Origin of the sequence: Photobacterium sagamiensis (assembly GCF_050337085.1) — a bacterium.
In the GTDB taxonomy this organism is placed as follows: domain Bacteria; phylum Pseudomonadota; class Gammaproteobacteria; order Enterobacterales; family Vibrionaceae; genus Photobacterium; species Photobacterium sagamiensis.
Genome location: NZ_JAKJSP010000013.1, coordinates 218,295 through 235,368, shown reverse-complemented (window position 1 = coordinate 235,368; position 17,074 = coordinate 218,295). Strand labels below are relative to the sequence as shown.

The following is a 17,074-nucleotide window of genomic DNA, read 5'->3' as shown; positions in this document are numbered from 1 at the left end:
CCAATTGGTATTACTTGATGTACTGTTTATAGAGTTTAAGAAATTCGAGTACGATTTCTCGGGCAAACTTGCTTTCACAGTTGGTCAAAAACACCATGCCAGTCTGGGTTACCGTATTAAACAACATTTCCGTGCGGATACCTGTTACCCAGCCACCATGGTGCACAAAGCCACTTATGCCCTGGTAATCAAATGTACGCCACCCTAGCCCGTAATAGACATTACTTAACTTGGCGCGATATCGGTACTGGTTAGCTCTGATATGCGGTTTATGCATGATCTCCAGAGAAGACAATTTGAGTACCGATGGATTATGACCCAAATGTGCCAACATCCATTTCACTAGATCTTGCGCGCTCGCATTCACGCCTGCAGCGGCAGGTACACGATAGTAAGAAGGTTGCATTTTAACAGCCGCCCAGCCAGATTTCACTTTGACATGAGGCGCAACTTTATTGCTATTCGCCTTAAATGCCTTTAGCCCTATCGAAGCATGCTCCATCTTTAGCGGGATAAACAACTGCTCTTTCACGAAGGTGGAATAGTCATGTCCAGATGCTAGCCTCAGCATATCGGCACTAAGGTTATAAATCACATTCTGGTAGCCATAGCATCGCCCTGGCGCGCACACGAAATCAACACGGTTTAGCATCCGCAATATCTTCGAGTAGCTGATATTTTGTTCTAATAAATCAGAATAAGCTTGTGGTACCAATCCCGTGGTATGAGACAGCACATGTCTTAACGTGACATCTTTCCCTTGTGCAGGATCACTGAATTCAATGCTATCAAGATAAGGAACAACATGTGTATCCCAATCTAGCACCCCTTGCTCAACCAGAACGGCCGTCGCCGCAGAAGCAAATGTTTTTGATATTGATGCCAGAGGGAATACCGTACCTGAAGTCACTCGTTCTTTGCCTCCGGCTCGAGTCACACCATACCCTCGTAGTAACCGAATGCGGCCATCAATAATCACAGCTAATGCCGCGCCAGGGATCTCTTTTTTCACCGCCTCTCTTACGGATGCACTCAATTCATAGGCAATCTCATCATTCGGTGCTGCAAATGCATGGGTCAGCAGCACCAATGAAATCACCAACATGAACAAACCAGCAAGCATCGAAGAGTAAACCCGTGTTAATGGACTAGCCAGCATAACTGCCCCGGTTTCTTTACCGTACCGTTTGTCTTCCACGGCACACCAACCTAACCTGATTAATACTTATTAAGATTAGTTTGAAATTTCAAACTTATCTCGGTCACAATTTCGGCTGATATTATGTGATATCACTGTGAAAATTCGTATCCAAATACAGCTCAAAGGTATTCCTTCTCGACAAATAGCATTCCTAATCTAGAATTGGTAAAGCAAGCTAAGCTTCACTAAAAGCTTGAGTATTCTTTGATAAAATACGCAAATTTGTCATTGCAGAAACAGTCATAAATCTTGATATAGCACTCATGGGCTGGTGAAACATTCGCCACCGCAATGATAGTAAATCTCATAAACGTCATTTCAGCGGATAAATAGATGAATTATACTAATTTTTTAAATTTTTTATCTTTATGATTTAAATGAAATTTAACTCATCCGATGAGCTGAAAAGTGGGATCGGTAACACATTTTAATTTTTTTTAGAGTCGATAATCGTTACAATATGACGCCTCAAAAAGACTTGAGACAGCATTTTAATAAGGTCATGTTCCATGAAAGTAGTCGATTTTCTTAAGCAAAAGCGTGAAACGCTGGCGCAGCATCCATTTGAATTTAAAGACTGGCTATCTCCATCTATTCGCGATTACTGGATTGAGTTCCTAAGCATGGCTAATAACAGCCAATTAGCCTCTTGGGTAAAAGAACACAAAGTCGCAGCTAATGGCGAGGTTATTCCAGAGCCTGCACCTATCCAACTTCACCCTGAAGCAGCCAAAATTGTTGATGAATTAACGGCTACCCTAGGCGAAGAGATTCATGTCGGCGACTGGTTAACTGTCGATCAGTCTCGTATTAACCGCTTTGCGGATGTAACGGAAGACCATCAGTGGATCCATACGGATCCGGAACGCTCTGCAGCTGAGTCTCCGTTTAAAACCACGATTGCACACGGCTTCTTAACACTGTCTCTGTTATCTGTACTAACTGACAGTGTTGATCCGGACAATACCAAGTTCCCAACCGCTAAAATGACGGTGAACTACGGTTTGAACCAGGTACGCTTTCCGTACCCGGTAAAAGAAGGTAACCGGGTGCGTGCACGTACCAAAATTCAGTCTGTCACACCTATTAAACGTGGTTTGGAAATTGTTCAGGAAATTTCAGTGGAAATTGAAGGCTGCCGCCGTCCGGGCTGTGTTGCTGAATCAGTGATTCGTCTGTACTTCTAACGATATCAGTCGAGATAATGACTAAGGCCATCCATGATGGCCTTCTTATTTTTTACGCTTTATTAATCACTTTTAACGCTTCTTTCTGACTCAGAGCTGATAACTGATCACTGTGTGTAGCGACAAATTGAGAAACATACTCAGGATCAGTTTTCGAATATTCCCGCAATACCCAACCAATGGCTTTGCGAATAAAGAACTCTTTCTCATGTGCCAGCATCAGAATGGTTTCTTCCAGTAATGGAAGATTGGTTTCACTCTTATGCTTCAAGTGAGCAAGTAACGATGCTCGTCTGAACCACATATTGTCAGACTGTCGCCACTCGATGAGCTTCGCTTCAAATGCCCGGTGTGTTCTGACCAGCTCGCCAATTAAGTTGGAAGAGAGTTTATCCACTGTGTCCCAATTATCAGCGCTTTGAAGCATTTCTTCATAAATCGCAAAGGCTTCTTCAGTGCGAAATTCTTTGTAATATTCCGCCACATCCATCGCCAGATAGAGCTCTTCACGATAAACACCAGACCATAACCACAAGACCAGCCGACGATACTGGGTAAAATCAGATACGATTGTATGCTCCCTTGCTTGCTTGAAAATCAAGCGTCGCTGAGGTGTTTTGACGCCATAGAATGGCTGTTCCGTTTTCATGTAAGCCTGCATGTCAGCAGCGGCGTCAGGGTCCATCGCTTCGGCCAATCGCTGCTGCATAAAAATCACCATGGGTATCATTAATGACATGAAGAGTGCTTCCTTTTTTAGCGCTGAATTCTACTATCTGTTTTTAAGTCACTGGTTCTCCAGTTGTTGTACTTAATGTTATTCATATAAAAACAAGACAGTTTCCAAATAAAGGCTGCATTGAAACATATATCCCCAAACAACATCAAGTTACCTAAATTCAACAAGTTAATTGGTTAGCAGTACGTCGCTATTAACGATGTCTAGGCCTGCTAAGTGGATGACGTGATACTACCATCGCTACAATTACAAATTTTATTTATCTCCCCTCCCCAAAAAAAAAGAGCACTGATAAATCAGTGCTCTTTATTGCAATATGTCATCCGTTCTGGATTAAATTGCCCATCCTCCGGCATAGAAGGCGACTAGAGCCGCTGCGATTAGCACCGTACCGATATTCAGGCGCTTCCATTCACCCGAAATAACACGGCCGATAACCAGACAACTAAAGCCAAGCATAATACCGGTTACGATATTGCAGGTTAGTACAATAAATACCGCACACACCATGCCAGACATAGCATCTACAGAATCATTCATATCCAGCTTAGCGACATTACTGAGCATCAGCAAACCAACATACATCAGTGCAGGTGCTGTTGCGTAAGCCGGAACAAGGTAACTGAGCGGTGACAAGAAAATCATCAGCAAGAATAAGCCACCGACGACGGTGGCAGTCAGGCCGGTCTTACCGCCTGCTGCGGTACCTGCCGCTGATTCAATATAAACAGCCGCGGGTGCACCACCAACAAAGCCCGCAAAGATACTGCTGACGGAATCGGCTGTCAGAGCTTTACCACCGTTAATGATTTGTCCGTCTTTATCAAGCAGGTTAGCCTGTCCGGCAACAGCACGAATGGTTCCTGTGGCATCGAATATCGCTGTCATAACCAGTGCCAGTACACTCGGAATAACAATCGGGTTTAACGCACCCATAATATCCATAGTACCAAGTAACGACTCACCTTCCGCACCAAATGATGGCATGGCAAATAACCCTTGGTACGTGACATTCGGGTCAAAGATCAAGCCAAAAACAGAAACCGCTACAATCACCAGCAAGATACCGCCAGGAACCCGACGACGCTCTAAACCAAAGATAGCTGCCAGACCAATCAATGACATCAACACAGGTAAAGAAGTAAATTCACCCAGTGTCACTGGCAATCCGTCAAACGGGTTTTTAATAACCAGTCCAACACTATTGGCAGCAATCAATAGCAGAAACAATCCGATACCAATACCGGTACCGTGGGCGATACCAACAGGCAAGTTGGTCAAAATCCACTGGCGAACACCGGTAACGGTAATGACGGTAAACACGACACCCATCAGGAATACTGCCCCCAAGGCCACAGGAATACTGATCCCCTGCCCGAGCACTAAACTAAACGCAGTAAAAGCCGTTAATGAAATCGCACAGCCAATCGCCATTGGCAATTTAGCCCAAAGCCCCATAAGCAACGAACCAAATGCCGCGATTAAACACGTGGCGATAAATACCGCCCCCGGGTTAAAACCTGCGACACCTAACATACTTGGTACAACAATCACTGAGTAGACCATAGCCAGGAATGTGGTCAGCCCTGCAACCAGCTCCTGACGAACAGAACTGCCTCGTTCTGTAATAGAAAAATATGAATCTAATTTACTTTCACTTACTGTATCCGCTATACCTTCGCTGGGTTGTTCGGATTGTAACGTACTGTTATCAGACATGATGATAGTTCCTTTGTCATTTGGAGCCAGAAGCCGTGTAAGACGTAATATTCGCCCACTGCGACTTACTCGCTCATCACTGTTAATCACAAATATTCTGTTGAGCTTCCTCTCAACAATGTTTTTTTGACTTAATGAGTCATTTAACCGCGCTCATAAACCAAGCGTCCATCGACATAGGTGCGGTAGATACTGCGATCATCGCCCAGTGTCATTAATACAAACAATTCTTCGGCCAGATCTTTTGAGCTGTCGTAGCGAAGCTGCTGGAGTGGCGTGGAGCAAGGATCAATAACCACAAAATCAGCCTCTTTGCCGATATCAAAGTTACCAATCAGATGATCAAGGGATAAGGATTTAGCTCCGCCCAACGTCGCTAAATAAAAGGCTTCATAGGCAGACAATCGATGCTGTTGTAGCTGCATCACTTTGTAAGCTTCGTTGAGGGTTTGCAGCATACTGAACGTGGTACCCGCACCAATGTCTGTCCCCATACCGACTTTGACTTTCTTCTTCCAGGCATCCTGAAGTTTGAACAAACCGCTGCCGAGATACAGGTTAGAGGTCGGGCAGAAGGCGATAGCAGAATCGGTGTCATGCAGACAATCCCACTCTTTGTCTTCGAGGTGAATACAGTGCGCAAACACACTCTTTGGACCAGTAAGTCCATGCTGATGATATACGTCTAAATAACCATCCTGCTCGGGGAATAACTCTTTGACCCATTCGATTTCATTTTTGTTTTCGCATAAATGGGTGTGAAGATAAGTATCCGGATACTCTTGCTTCAATTTGCCAGCCATTGCTAACTGCTCGGGCGTAGACGTCGGCGCGAATCGCGGCGTTATCGCATACAACAGACGCCCACGTTTATGCCACTTTTCAATCAGCTCTTTGGTCTGGTTATAACTGGTTTCTGGGGTATCAAGCAGATAATCAGGCGCATTGCGATCCATCATCACCTTACCGGCAATAATTCGCATATTAATGTTTTCTGCGGCCTCAAATAACGCATCGACTGATTCCGGATGCACCGTACCGAAGACTAATGCCGTTGTTGTTCCGTTACGCAGCAGCTGCTTCATAAAGAACGCAGACATTTCGCGCGCATAATCTTTATCTTTGTAACGCGCTTCTGTCGGGAAGGTGTAATTGTTGAGCCATTCCAGCAATTGCTCACCATAAGCACCCACCATTTCGGCTTGCGGGTAATGAATATGGGTATCGATAAAGCCAGGCATCAGGATCTTGCCGGGATAACTGCGGATACGAACCGAATCCGGCACCTTATCTTTACCTTCTTGCCAGGTGCCGACCCACTCAATGCGGCCATTGGCTATAAGCATTAATCCATCATCGATATACCGAAGATTTTGTTCAATGTCTTCCGGCTTATCGACAACTCTCGCAATATCTAGTATTGACGCACGAATTGCTTTAATTGATTGAGAATGTTCCATTATAACCTCTGATTTTATTCTTTTGGTTCTTGCTTAGCACTGTACGGAGTTAACCGCGTATTCTATATTGGTTTATGGTTAATTTGCTACCGCATAGCGCTAAGTCTTTATGTTTTATAAAGTTTATTGAAACTTGCTGTTCTACTCTTAACTGACCTGCTCAGGTTTTTCCATTGCCAGCTCTTCAGCCAGAGCCTGGTTGCAGGCTTCACACTCTTTGATCTGCTCTTCCAGTGCTTCTTTTTTCTCTTGGGCACTTTCCGCTTCATCTGCCTGATTGACCGGCAAGAAACTGTTCATGGCTAGCGCAACCAGAGAGCCTGTGGTGATCCCTGAGCCTAAAATCACCTTAAGCGAGTTAGGCAGGTAATTGAGGATTTCAGGACGCACGGTCACAGCCATACCGGATGCCACACCTACAGCGATGATCAGCATGTTACGTTTGGTAAAGTTAATACGTGCCAAGATGCCGATACCCGCAGAGATGATCATCGCGAACATCACCAGTCCGGCACCGCCCAGTACAGGAGAAGGAATAGTAACCACCAATCCGCCCAGTTTAGGGAACAGGCCTGCCAGCACCATAATGAAGCCCGTTAGAGCAACTACGTGGCGGCTGGCCACACCGGTGATCGAAACGATACCGACGTTCTGGCTGAACGAAGAGAAAGGCGTTGCGCCTAGCATCGACGCCAGTGAACTGCCGAGACCATCACACAAGATCCCTTTCGACAATTTCTTACCTGTCAGTTTGGTACGAGTCGCATCACTCAATGCCAAAAAGTCACCCGTCGACTCCATGATGGTGACCAGATAGGCAATCGACATACCGATAATACCGCTTACGGTGAAGGATATGCCAAAAGGCATTACTTCAGGCAGCGCAAACAGCTGGGCATCTTTTACAGGAGCAAAATCGACCACCCCCATAAAAATTGCCACAACATAACCGACGGCCATACCTATTACGATAGCTGCCGCCGAGACAATGCCTTTACCAAACATGGATAACACAATAACCACAACCAGAACCAGCAGACCAAGCAGCAGATTGCTTAGCTGACCATATTGTTCCTGGCCGACAAAGCCACCGGCGAACCAGTCAACAGAAACTGGGAGGATAGTCAGACCAATCAAAACCACCACGGTTCCGGTCACGACAGGTGGGAATAGTTTACGAATTTGCGGCATAAAGCGGCTGCCAATAATCATCACCAGCGAGCCGACCAGCGACGCACCGAAGATGCCTGACACTCCGGCATCTAAACCGATAGAGATAGAGATAGCAACGAAGGTAAAACTGGTGCCCATTACAACGGGAAGACGGATACCTACCGGCCCTATTCCCTTACACTGAACGATGGTAACAATACCTGACACCATCAGTGCTGCATTAACTAAAATAACCATTTGGTCTGTAGGCAGACCAATTGCACTTCCTACAACTAGCGGTACAGCGATTATCGCCCCCATGGCTGCCAGCATATGCTGCAAAGCCAGTAAGATAGAGGCGCCGACAGGCGGTTTGTCTTCAACGTTATAAAAGAGTTTCATTGTAATACCATCCGTTTCTTGTAGATCCTTGGACAAGTGCAACTCAGCTTTGAGATTGCTTCAGGTCCGTGGAAAGATTGGACGAGTACAAAAGTGATAACCTAGCCAGGTTTACCCACTAAGGGGAGCCATACTTAGCCAGTTGCGGCCAAATATGGGTTTGATCCCCTCGTAATTACTTCTTTTACTATTTCCTAGCCAAGCTATTACAGCTCACTCGCGACATATTGTTGCAAAGTTACAGCTTGTTCATATTTCAAAGTTACAGCTTGTTCAGTCCGCGCAGTACCTTCTCTGGTGTGAAGTTCCATTCTCGGATCCACACCCCGCAGGCATCATGAATCGCGGTAGCAATGGCCGGAGCGGCACCGTTAACACCAATTTCAGAGATTGACTTGGCACCAAACGGGCCGACAGGATCGTCACTTGGCACCAGTGCCGCACGGAAGTCACGTGGAATATCGCCGATCATCGGTGCGCCGTAGCTCTTCAGATCCGTGTTCAGCGGCACCCCATTTTCGTCGTACATCAGCTCTTCGCACATACTGTGGCCAATGGCACGCATGCTGGCACCGTAGATCTGGCCTAATGCCAAATCAGGGTTGATTGGCGTACCACAGTCAAGCAGGGCATGGAACTTGTTGAGTTTGATCTCACCGGTACGGGTATTGACCGCTACTTCAGCGAAGTTTGCACCATATGGGAAGGCAAAATCAGAGGTGATGAAGCTGCCACTAGTCAGCAACTGGCCCCAGCCCTTACCGCCTTCAGCTTGGTGAGCAATATCACCGTAGGTTACTTGCTTGCCGTCTTTGCCTTCTACCGTTGCAGGGAAGACCAGTTTCACATCAGCAACCTCTTCGCCCAGCATTTCGGCACCGCACATCAAGATACGCTCGCGCATTGCTTCCGCTGCTTTCTTCGCTGCATTACCAGAGAAGCAGGTACCGGAAGAAGCATAAGCGCCCTTATCAAACGGACAGTGGTCGGTATCGCCCGAGATCACCGTGATTTCTTCTAACGGCATCTTCAGCGTTTCGGCAGCAATTTTGCCCACCACAAGATCCAGACCTGTACCGATATCGGCACCGCCAGAGTGGACGATCAAGGTACCGTCAGAGGCTAGTTTGGCCTTACAGTTTGCCTGGTCAATATCAGGGATCCCTGATTTTTGCTGGATAATGGCAACACCACGGCCTACGGTCCAGTCTGTACCTAAGTCTTCTTTTGGCAGATCCCAACCGAACTCTTCACGTCCCTGACGCAACACTTCGTCGAGCGCACAAGAAAGAACGCGAGGCGGCTCTGCAGGAAGGTCACCCTCACCCACCGCAGCTTTGATCTTCAGCGCATCACCTTCGTGAACACGGTTCTTCTCGATAATATCGAGCAGATCCATATCCAGCTCTTCGGCCAGTTCAGCCAGCATCATGGTTAACGCAAACACGCCTTTTGGTGCGCCGTAGCCCTGGTAGGCACCGGTCGGACAGATATTTGAATAATACGTCGTGACCTTAAAGCGCACGTTATCAATCGGGTAAAGCGGCAGTGACAGCGCAGGACCATTTGAAGGTACGGTTAGGGCATGGTTACCATAAGGACCGGTATTGGCCAGGAAATCCATGTCAATCGCCGTCAGCGTACCGTCTTTTTTCATCCCCACTTTCAGGTTCACCTTCGCAACGTGGCGAGTTGAACACGCTGTGAACTCTTCTTCTCGGGTGTAGTGCAGATATACCGGACGGCCGGTTGTGAAGGTAGCAAACGCGGTTAAGTCTTCAACCAGGATGTCCTGCTTGGAACCAAAGCCCCCGCCGACACGCTCTTTAACCACATGCACACGGTTCTGTTTGATATCCAGGATCTTCGCTACCTGACGGCGAACGTGGAACGGCACCTGTGTTGAAGCGTGCATAACAACGCGATTACCATCCATGTAGGCATAACAGATGTGCATTTCTGTCGGTGCCTGCTGCGCTTGCTTAGATTCGTAAGTGCGCTCTAAGATCACGTCTGCTTCTGCAAATCCCTGGTCGATATCACCGATCTGGCCCTGAACGGCAGCAGCAATATTCTTGCGCGGCTCACAGCCGATCGGGAAGTTAACAATCAGCTTGCCTTCTCGCGGATCGGCGTTTTTGTTCTGCTCATCTAAATCAGCAGGCGCACCCGCTAGATACTCAATCGGCTCGTTGTGAATGATCGGCGCATCGGCAGCTTGTGCTTCGTCAATACTCATCACCGGCTTAAGCACGTCATATTCAACGTCAATCAGTTTCAGCGCGGCTTCTGCAATTTCAACACTTTCAGCAACCACGGCGGCGACACGGTCACCCACATGACGCAGTTTCTGACAGAACATACGGCGGTCAAGCGGTGACGGCTCAGGGCCTGTCTGGCCGCCCGGAGTGTAAGGAATATCCGGACAGTTTTCATGGGTGATGATGTAGACAACCCCTTCCAGCGCCTCAGCTTTACTCACGTCTAAACGTTTGATCCACGCATGTGGATGCGGGCTGCGCAGCACCTTAAGGACACAGGCATCCGCCGGAATGCGATCTTCTACATAACAAGGCTTGGCCTGAACCATTTTCACTGAATCATCTTTCGGGCTCACTTTGCCGATCACGTCCAGTTCATCACAAAATTCTGGCGCTACTTCTTCTGTATACTCAGGCGCATTTTTACGCTTCACCGCCAACTCCACCACTTGGTAGAACTGCTGATAACCGGCATCGCGGCTGAATAAACCGGAGAGCGCATCATCGATCTCCTCACGGGTCGGCATCACAATGCGCTCAAGCAACTCGGTTAAGATCAAGGCTGCCGCAGGATCGTTATAACCCGACTGTACAACACCGACATCGATCATTGCCTGCTGGACGACGCCCAATTTGTTGTGCGTGCTGAGTGATTCAGCCGTTTTCACTTCCGCACCTTCTAATTGTGCAGCGATTAGCAAAGACGCATTGACAAGTTTGCCGTTAAGTAAAATAACGTCAGAGCCGGCAAAGCCAAAACCGTCATCACTGTTTCGTACTGAGTGCAGCCCCAAACCGTGCAACACTTTCTGTACATTTTCACCCGCTTTACAGCTAAGTTCCTGAGAGCGATTATTAAGAGTAAAGGTGATAGTCATGATTACGCCTCCTCTGCCAAATGCTGACATTCAGCAAGTAAATCAGTAACAACAACACCTGCGATATAACGCTTGTATTCCACACTTCCTCTTATATCGGCCTCAGGATAGATAGCATCTGCAACAGCTTGTTCCAGTAACTCGCCTTTTAAATCCTGACTCTCAACATCACGTAAACGAACAGGTGTCGGGCCGACGCCCTCCAGCGCAATAATCTTCTCTCCGGTTTTCTCTACCGATACAGCAGCCGTTACAATGGAAAGTCCCGCTGCCGAGCGAGCAATGTTATAACCCAGACACATTAAGTTAACGTTCGGGATAATCACTTTAGTAATTAATCCCTGCTTATCGCTGGCAATATACTCTTCAATATCCATTTCACCGGATTCAGCCAATTCTAGTTTGGCTTTCAGTGCGATTAAGCTTGGTAGCAATAATGCTTCATCCTGTACTGCTGCAATTTCACCACCGATGGTGGCTTGATTACGCACATGACGAGAATAAATAAAAGCCGCCGCTTGTTTTAAGGCAACTGGCATTAGCTCACTATCGATCATGGTCTGGAGACGGCACATCGCACCAATGTGAAGTGCTTCACCCTGTTGCTCAATGCTATCCAGCGCCAGATTCTCAAGAGAAATAGCGACTGTTTTCTCTGTTTTTGTTGGCGCGGCGTTTAGTTTTGATCCTCCGGCAAAATAGGTCGCAGCACCAAGGTGCTGCTGCATCAATTCGATTGCTTGCACGGTAGAGTCAGGCTTCAAGTAGTGTTCAATCATTTTTCTTACCTTCATTGAATTCTGATTATTGTTAAAATTTTCATATCAATCTGAATAAGTAGTGATAAATAGGTGAAAGTTTCAATGTCTTACTAAAACCCATCGTATTTGAAAGGTAAAAAGGCAACTATTAAGCCAAACTTGAAAAAGCCCGAAATAAGAGATGATATTCGTGAGCGTGGTCAGAATTCAGGAGTGATTTGAGAGCTAGATCAAGCTTAAGAAACGACATAACAACTTGGCCAGATTGCAGAATATGGCGGTAAATAGGATCAATTATCAATACCCTATTATTCCCTATCAAAATAATAACTTCTCTATCAAATTGATAGTGATAGTGCTGATAGTGTGTGATAGGAATAGTGTCAAAACTGCTGTGATGAAGTAATGGCATAAAAAACAACAGATACAAAAAAGGGTATTAATTAAAATTAATACCCAAAACCAAACAACAAAATAAGAGACAAGGAGTATAACTACGCAGTGCTGACTTGTGTTAACCAGCGCTGCAATAGATTGAGGGAAGTACGGTGGCGATACAGAGCGGTTGAACGCTGATCATCAATCGGGCGAATGATTTTGCTGTACTGCTCCAGAATGTTACCCACGAACAACGGCTCACCAAGCATCGAAGCAGGCTGACCAATTATCAATTGCTCCAACTCGCTGCTTCTCACCACTTTAGGTCCCACCGCGCCAAAGGCGGCACGCCAGTCGACAACCTGCCCGTCAACCACTTTGGCAAGACCTGCTACCGACAGTTTAGTTAAGGCATTCGCCGCCCGGGTTCCGACCTTGTGATAGAAAACTATCGGTAAATCGGACTTCGGAACGATGATATGGCTTAAAATTTCATCGTCTTGTAACTGTGTTTTACCCGGACCGGTAATGAAATCGGCAATTGCCATTTCACGCTGGCCACGCAGTGAAGACAAAACCACTGTCGCATCAAACAGGTATAGCGCCGGCAAAGAGTCCGCAGCAGGCGACGCATTGCAAATGTTCCCCGCCATGGTTGCCCTGTTCCGTAATGCCGGCGCAGCAATATTCGCCACACCCTGACGCAAGATATCCGGCACCAGGGGATCCTGTTCGATATCAGCCAGGCTGCATTCTGCGCCAATGCATAGCCCTTTTTCTGTCAGAGTGATCTGCTTCAGCTCTTCAATCGCATCAAGGAACACGACATCCTGCTCAAAAACAGGTGTCAGACCCGACCGTACCGAATGTTGGACCATCAAATCAGTACCGCCAGAAAATAAGGTATGCTTGCCCACAGCTATCCAATCAAGAGCCTGCGCTAAAGTATCAGGACGATAAACCGCTACCATAATCCTTCTCCTTTCGTTGCTGCAATACGGGCCGCATCGATAATCATACCGTATCCGGTACAACGGCACAGGTTCCCGGAAATTGCAGTACGTATTTCACTCTCGTTCGGATTACTGTTTTGCTCCAGTAAAGCATAAAGCGCCAGTACCATTCCCGGGGTGCAAAAACCGCACTGAACGCCTTTGGCTTCAAGTAACGCATCAATCACACACTGGCCTTTCTCGGTCTGTTTCAGACCTTCCAATGTCATGATGTTCGCTCCTTCAGCCTGTGCTGTCGGAAACATACAGGCATTCACCATCCGCTCATTAAACAACACGGAACAGGCGCCGCATTCACCTTCTCCGCAGCCTTCTTTGGTGGCCGTCTTAACAAGGTTACTCCGTAACGTAACCAATAGCGATTGCATTGGATCAACATCCACAGAGACGTGTTCGCCATTCAGAACAAACTCAATTTTCATACTGCTCTCCATGCTCATCGCCATACAGTGCTTCGCACACTTTTTCTGGTGTCACCGGAATTGAAGACAACGGTTTGCCAATAGCAGATTCAACCGCAGCAGCAAAAGCTGCAGCTCCGCCATTATGAGTCAGTTCACCACCACCTTTCGCGCCATTAGGCCCGTACGGATAAGGGTTATCCACCAGCTCACTGTTGATCATCGGTACATCAAGCGCGGTCGGGATCACGTAATCTGCCATGGTTTTCTGAGCAAACATGCCATCAGCGTTCAGTTCCATTTTCTCGCAACTACCGTAACCCAGAGCTTGTACTAATCCGCCATCAATCTGGCCTTTAAATACCCGCTCATCAATGGCTTTACCAATGTCATAGACTGCCGAGGCGCCGATAATAGCCGATTCACCCGTCGCCATATCAACTTCCACTTCCACCACGTTAATGCCATAACTGACTGCTTGATAGGCATTGCCTTGATAGGTGTTCTGATCCCAAACGTGATAGTCAGGTTTACGGTAGGTCTCCTCGATTTCCTGATACTCGCCATCAATCCATCGAGATTGCAGTTTTTGCGCCGCTTTCTCTAACAAATAACCCACGATCAAAATAGATCGGGAAGCCACGGTCGGGCCAGAATCAGGGACAATGCCAGTATCAGGAACCGCTAAGTGAATATCATCTAGCGGCTTATTGAGGGTTTCAGCAACAATTTTACAGAATGTCAGGCTTAGCCCCTGACCAATATCGGTGTTCGACGCCAGAATTTGCAGCTGACCATTGGCTAACTTGATCAGGCGAACCTTCGCTCGAACTAACGTATCTTCCAAGTCACCGGCAAAACCACAGCCATGCTGGAAGATTGCCAGACCAATACCTTTACGCTTCATACTATCTGCCGGCTGAGCCGCAATTTCATCGATCTTGTTACGATAATCCGACAGGCAAAGTGCCCGCTCCAACATTTTCTCTAACACCAGATCGCCGAAGATCGCAGCACCTGTTAAGGTGGTAGATTCCGTGGTCAAGAGATGACGCTGTTTAAATTCAACCGGATCTTGCTCTAAACGCTTAGCAACATGGTTGATGTGGGTTTCCATACAGAAGCAGGTTTGCGGGGAGCCAAAGCCACGGAATGCACCGGTCGGGACAGTATTTGTTACCCAAGCATGGCCTTCAACGCGAACATTCGGAATATCATAGACATTGGTAGCAGTTGTGATTGATCGCTGCAGTACGATGCCAGACAGGCTCAGATAGGCTCCTGAATTGACATCAAACTGGATATCCATCGCGACAATCTTACCGTGTTTGTCAATTCCGGTGCGATAACGGAACTCGGCGGGATGACGCTTCGAGGTGAAGGCAATATCTTCACTGCGTTCAAGCACGATACGTACCGGACGCTGCAATTTTTCTACCGCAACCGCCAGCGGACCTGCCAGCACATCCGGATAATCTTCTTTACCACCGAATCCGCCACCAGTAGGACACTGGATCGCTCGCACATGATCGTGACCGAGCACCACTGCCATACAGTGATGGACATAGAAGGGGCATTGCATCGAGCCTTCGATCACTATTTTGCCATCTTTGGGATAGCCAACCACACCCTGCGTTTCGAGGTAAATATGTTCCTGATAACCGGTACTGCAGGTTTCTTCAATAATGGTAACTGCTTGGGCAAATCCTGCGTCGATATCTCCTTTAGTTAACACATGGGTATCAAGAATATTATTTGTGCAATGGATCGGACCATCAATCATCGCTTGTGACTGAGCAACTGTATAAGCTGGTGTCAGCGGTTGATATTCGATGGATATTTGCTGGAGCAGTTGTTCAAGCACATCGGGGTTTTCACCGACCAGCAAAAAGACCACCTGACCCACATAACGAACTTCATCCTCAGCAAAGGCTGGCCAATCAATCTCGACGATTGGCAGCACATTTTGCCCGGGAACATCTTTGGCACCAAACAGATAATAACCTTCGGGTAACGCCGGTATATGTACGGATTTGATCACGCCTCTCGGGCAAGAAGAGCGGTAGAACCGCCCTTCTAATAGTCCCTCGAAATGGCGATCGGCAATATACTTTGCATTTCCTGTGGCTTCTGCCCACTTGAATTTAGTATTGACCGTTTCCATATCGGGATCTCACATTAGTTTAATTGATCCATCGTTTTCCATAAACGCTGCGCGACTTTGCTTGCTTCGGCATAGATTGGCGCAATATCGAATGGGAAGGCGCGATCTTCTAACACAAAGCGACCTTCAACCATTACGCTATTGACGTTGCCGGCATTCATACCAAAGGCAATATGACCCGGCAGGTTATCGGCAACAAACGGCGTTGGGCTGGTATAATCCAGAATCGTGAGATCTGCCTTATTGCCTGCCTCTAAGCGACCGAATTTCGCCCCGAAGTTACGCGCCAATATTTCATTACCGTTCCACAGGTTACGTAAGAAACTATCTGGCCATAACGGACCGCCTGCGTCACGGTGCTTGAAGAAGGCAAATTTCATCTCTTCAAACATATCCGCACCGATACCATCAGTACCCAGAGCCACATTCTTAAAGCGTGTCAGTTTATGGTTATAGCCTACGTTGTTGTTCATATTTGAACGGGCGTTATGGACTAAGAAACCATCTTTTGCGTTAAGGATGTCAATATCGCGATCCGATAAGAACAAACCGTGCGCCAGTAAGGTTTTATTGTTGATCAGACCAAAGCTGTCTAAGCGCTCAACGATGTCCTGGCTATAATGATGATGACTATGAGTAACGTCATATCTATCTTCAGCAACATGTACATGAATACCGCGTCCGGTTGCCTGCACAGCTTCCGCCATCATCGACAAACCATCATTGGTCACGGTAAACGGTGCATGAGCACCGATGTGAGACTCAACCAGATAAGGTTCGTCACCTCGGGCCTTGGCACTGTCGATCAGCTGAGCAAACGCAATGTTCTCTTCAACCCCGGCCGCCATCTCTTTCATACCGCCATTGCGGTCGGTGGTTTCATAACAGGTCATGCCACGCAACCCTGCTTTTAAGAAGCCTTTACGCAACGTATTCAATGAACCTGCAATGTAGTTTGGCGATGCATGGTGATCAATCACCGATGTACAACCGTTTTTGATCGCTTCCAGTGAACAAATTAAGCCGCTGTAATACACCGCTTCTTCATCTAAGGCGCGGTCCATTCGCCACCACAGATTCTTCAGAATCGAGATGAAGTCAGGGCTTGGCTTAATGTCAGCCATCACACCGCGAGCCAGGCCTGAATAGAAGTGATTGTGTGAACACACAATACCCGGCATGACTAATTTACCCTTCATATCTTTAGCGATAGCATCAGGGTACTTCGCCGCCAGGTTTGCACCAACTTCTACAATCGTGCTGCCATTAATCGCGATATCAACCCCTTCTTTAATGAAAGCGGGTTCGAACTGCACGGCCGTTGCATTTTTAAGTAATAACATTCCCTTACTCCTCAC

12 protein-coding genes are annotated in these 17,074 nt (G+C 47.1%); 1 reads left to right on the top strand and 11 read right to left on the bottom strand.

Going from position 1 to position 17,074, the window contains the following annotated elements; genetic code table 11:
• Positions 1-10 precede the first annotated feature (10 nt).
• On the bottom strand, positions 11-1,198 hold the full coding sequence (locus tag L4D76_RS04685) for a serine hydrolase domain-containing protein (RefSeq protein ID WP_428439778.1): 1,188 nt from the start codon (positions 1,196-1,198) through the stop codon (positions 11-13).
• Positions 1,199-1,710: 512 nt separating this feature from the next.
• On the opposite strand from L4D76_RS04685, the gene L4D76_RS04680 reads away from it, so the two are divergent.
• Positions 1,711-2,388, top strand: coding sequence for a MaoC family dehydratase (locus tag L4D76_RS04680; RefSeq protein WP_428439777.1), 678 nt, complete (start codon positions 1,711-1,713; stop codon positions 2,386-2,388).
• A 52-nt stretch (positions 2,389-2,440) separates the two neighbouring features.
• Here the strand turns inward: L4D76_RS04680 and L4D76_RS04675 are convergent, their stop codons facing one another.
• The 10 genes from L4D76_RS04675 to ssnA all read right to left on the bottom strand — a co-directional run bounded on the left by L4D76_RS04675 (position 2,441) and on the right by ssnA (position 17,059).
• A complete protein-coding gene (locus tag L4D76_RS04675; RefSeq protein ID WP_428439776.1) occupies positions 2,441-3,127 on the bottom strand; it encodes a DNA alkylation repair protein in 687 nt (228 codons plus the stop codon).
• A 333-nt stretch (positions 3,128-3,460) separates the two neighbouring features.
• A complete protein-coding gene (locus tag L4D76_RS04670; protein WP_428439775.1) occupies positions 3,461-4,846 on the bottom strand; it encodes an NCS2 family permease in 1,386 nt (461 codons plus the stop codon).
• Positions 4,847-4,989: 143 nt separating this feature from the next.
• Positions 4,990-6,306: a guanine deaminase gene (gene guaD / locus L4D76_RS04665; RefSeq protein WP_428439774.1), complete on the bottom strand. Its 1,317-nt coding sequence runs from the start codon at positions 6,304-6,306 to the stop codon at positions 4,990-4,992.
• A gap of 147 nt (positions 6,307-6,453) precedes the next feature.
• Positions 6,454-7,860, bottom strand: coding sequence for a nucleobase:cation symporter-2 family protein (locus L4D76_RS04660; protein WP_428439773.1), 1,407 nt, complete (start codon positions 7,858-7,860; stop codon positions 6,454-6,456).
• Between the two features lie 262 nt (positions 7,861-8,122).
• Positions 8,123-10,999 (bottom strand): molybdopterin-dependent oxidoreductase Mo/Fe-S-binding subunit, encoded by a 2,877-nt coding sequence (locus L4D76_RS04655; RefSeq protein WP_428439772.1) that lies wholly within the window; start codon positions 10,997-10,999, stop codon positions 8,123-8,125.
• A gap of 2 nt (positions 11,000-11,001) precedes the next feature.
• Positions 11,002-11,778 carry a molybdopterin-dependent oxidoreductase FAD-binding subunit gene (ygfM, locus tag L4D76_RS04650; protein WP_428439771.1) on the bottom strand — a complete coding sequence of 259 codons (777 nt, stop codon included), beginning with the start codon at positions 11,776-11,778 and terminating at the stop codon, positions 11,002-11,004.
• A gap of 476 nt (positions 11,779-12,254) precedes the next feature.
• Positions 12,255-13,109: an FAD binding domain-containing protein gene (locus L4D76_RS04645; protein WP_428439770.1), complete on the bottom strand. Its 855-nt coding sequence runs from the start codon at positions 13,107-13,109 to the stop codon at positions 12,255-12,257.
• Positions 13,103-13,573 carry a (2Fe-2S)-binding protein gene (locus tag L4D76_RS04640; RefSeq protein ID WP_428439769.1) on the bottom strand — a complete coding sequence of 157 codons (471 nt, stop codon included), beginning with the start codon at positions 13,571-13,573 and terminating at the stop codon, positions 13,103-13,105. Before L4D76_RS04640 ends, L4D76_RS04645 begins: the two co-directional genes overlap by 7 nt.
• The gene (locus L4D76_RS04635) at positions 13,563-15,716 is read right to left on the bottom strand and encodes a xanthine dehydrogenase family protein molybdopterin-binding subunit (protein WP_428439768.1); all 2,154 of its coding nucleotides are present in this window, start codon (positions 15,714-15,716) and stop codon (positions 13,563-13,565) included. Before L4D76_RS04635 ends, L4D76_RS04640 begins: the two co-directional genes overlap by 11 nt.
• Positions 15,717-15,730: 14 nt before the next feature.
• Positions 15,731-17,059: a putative aminohydrolase SsnA gene (ssnA, locus tag L4D76_RS04630; RefSeq protein WP_428439767.1), complete on the bottom strand. Its 1,329-nt coding sequence runs from the start codon at positions 17,057-17,059 to the stop codon at positions 15,731-15,733.
• Positions 17,060-17,074: the final 15 nt, after the last annotated feature.

What these genes read in the sequence shown, in the direction of transcription:
- L4D76_RS04680 (WP_428439777.1), top strand. Translation starts at nt 1,711, where the DNA reads ATGAAAGTAGTCGATTTTCTTAAGCAAAAGCGTGAAACGCTGGCGCAG.
- L4D76_RS04675 (WP_428439776.1), bottom strand. Translation starts at nt 3,127, where the DNA reads ATGTCATTAATGATACCCATGGTGATTTTTATGCAGCAGCGATTGGCC.
- L4D76_RS04670 (WP_428439775.1), bottom strand. Translation starts at nt 4,846, where the DNA reads ATGTCTGATAACAGTACGTTACAATCCGAACAACCCAGCGAAGGTATA.
- guaD (WP_428439774.1), bottom strand. Translation starts at nt 6,306, where the DNA reads ATGGAACATTCTCAATCAATTAAAGCAATTCGTGCGTCAATACTAGAT.
- L4D76_RS04660 (WP_428439773.1), bottom strand. Translation starts at nt 7,860, where the DNA reads ATGAAACTCTTTTATAACGTTGAAGACAAACCGCCTGTCGGCGCCTCT.
- L4D76_RS04655 (WP_428439772.1), bottom strand. Translation starts at nt 10,999, where the DNA reads ATGACTATCACCTTTACTCTTAATAATCGCTCTCAGGAACTTAGCTGT.
- ygfM (WP_428439771.1), bottom strand. Translation starts at nt 11,778, where the DNA reads ATGATTGAACACTACTTGAAGCCTGACTCTACCGTGCAAGCAATCGAA.
- L4D76_RS04645 (WP_428439770.1), bottom strand. Translation starts at nt 13,109, where the DNA reads ATGGTAGCGGTTTATCGTCCTGATACTTTAGCGCAGGCTCTTGATTGG.
- L4D76_RS04640 (WP_428439769.1), bottom strand. Translation starts at nt 13,573, where the DNA reads ATGAAAATTGAGTTTGTTCTGAATGGCGAACACGTCTCTGTGGATGTT.
- L4D76_RS04635 (WP_428439768.1), bottom strand. Translation starts at nt 15,716, where the DNA reads ATGGAAACGGTCAATACTAAATTCAAGTGGGCAGAAGCCACAGGAAAT.
- ssnA (WP_428439767.1), bottom strand. Translation starts at nt 17,059, where the DNA reads ATGTTATTACTTAAAAATGCAACGGCCGTGCAGTTCGAACCCGCTTTC.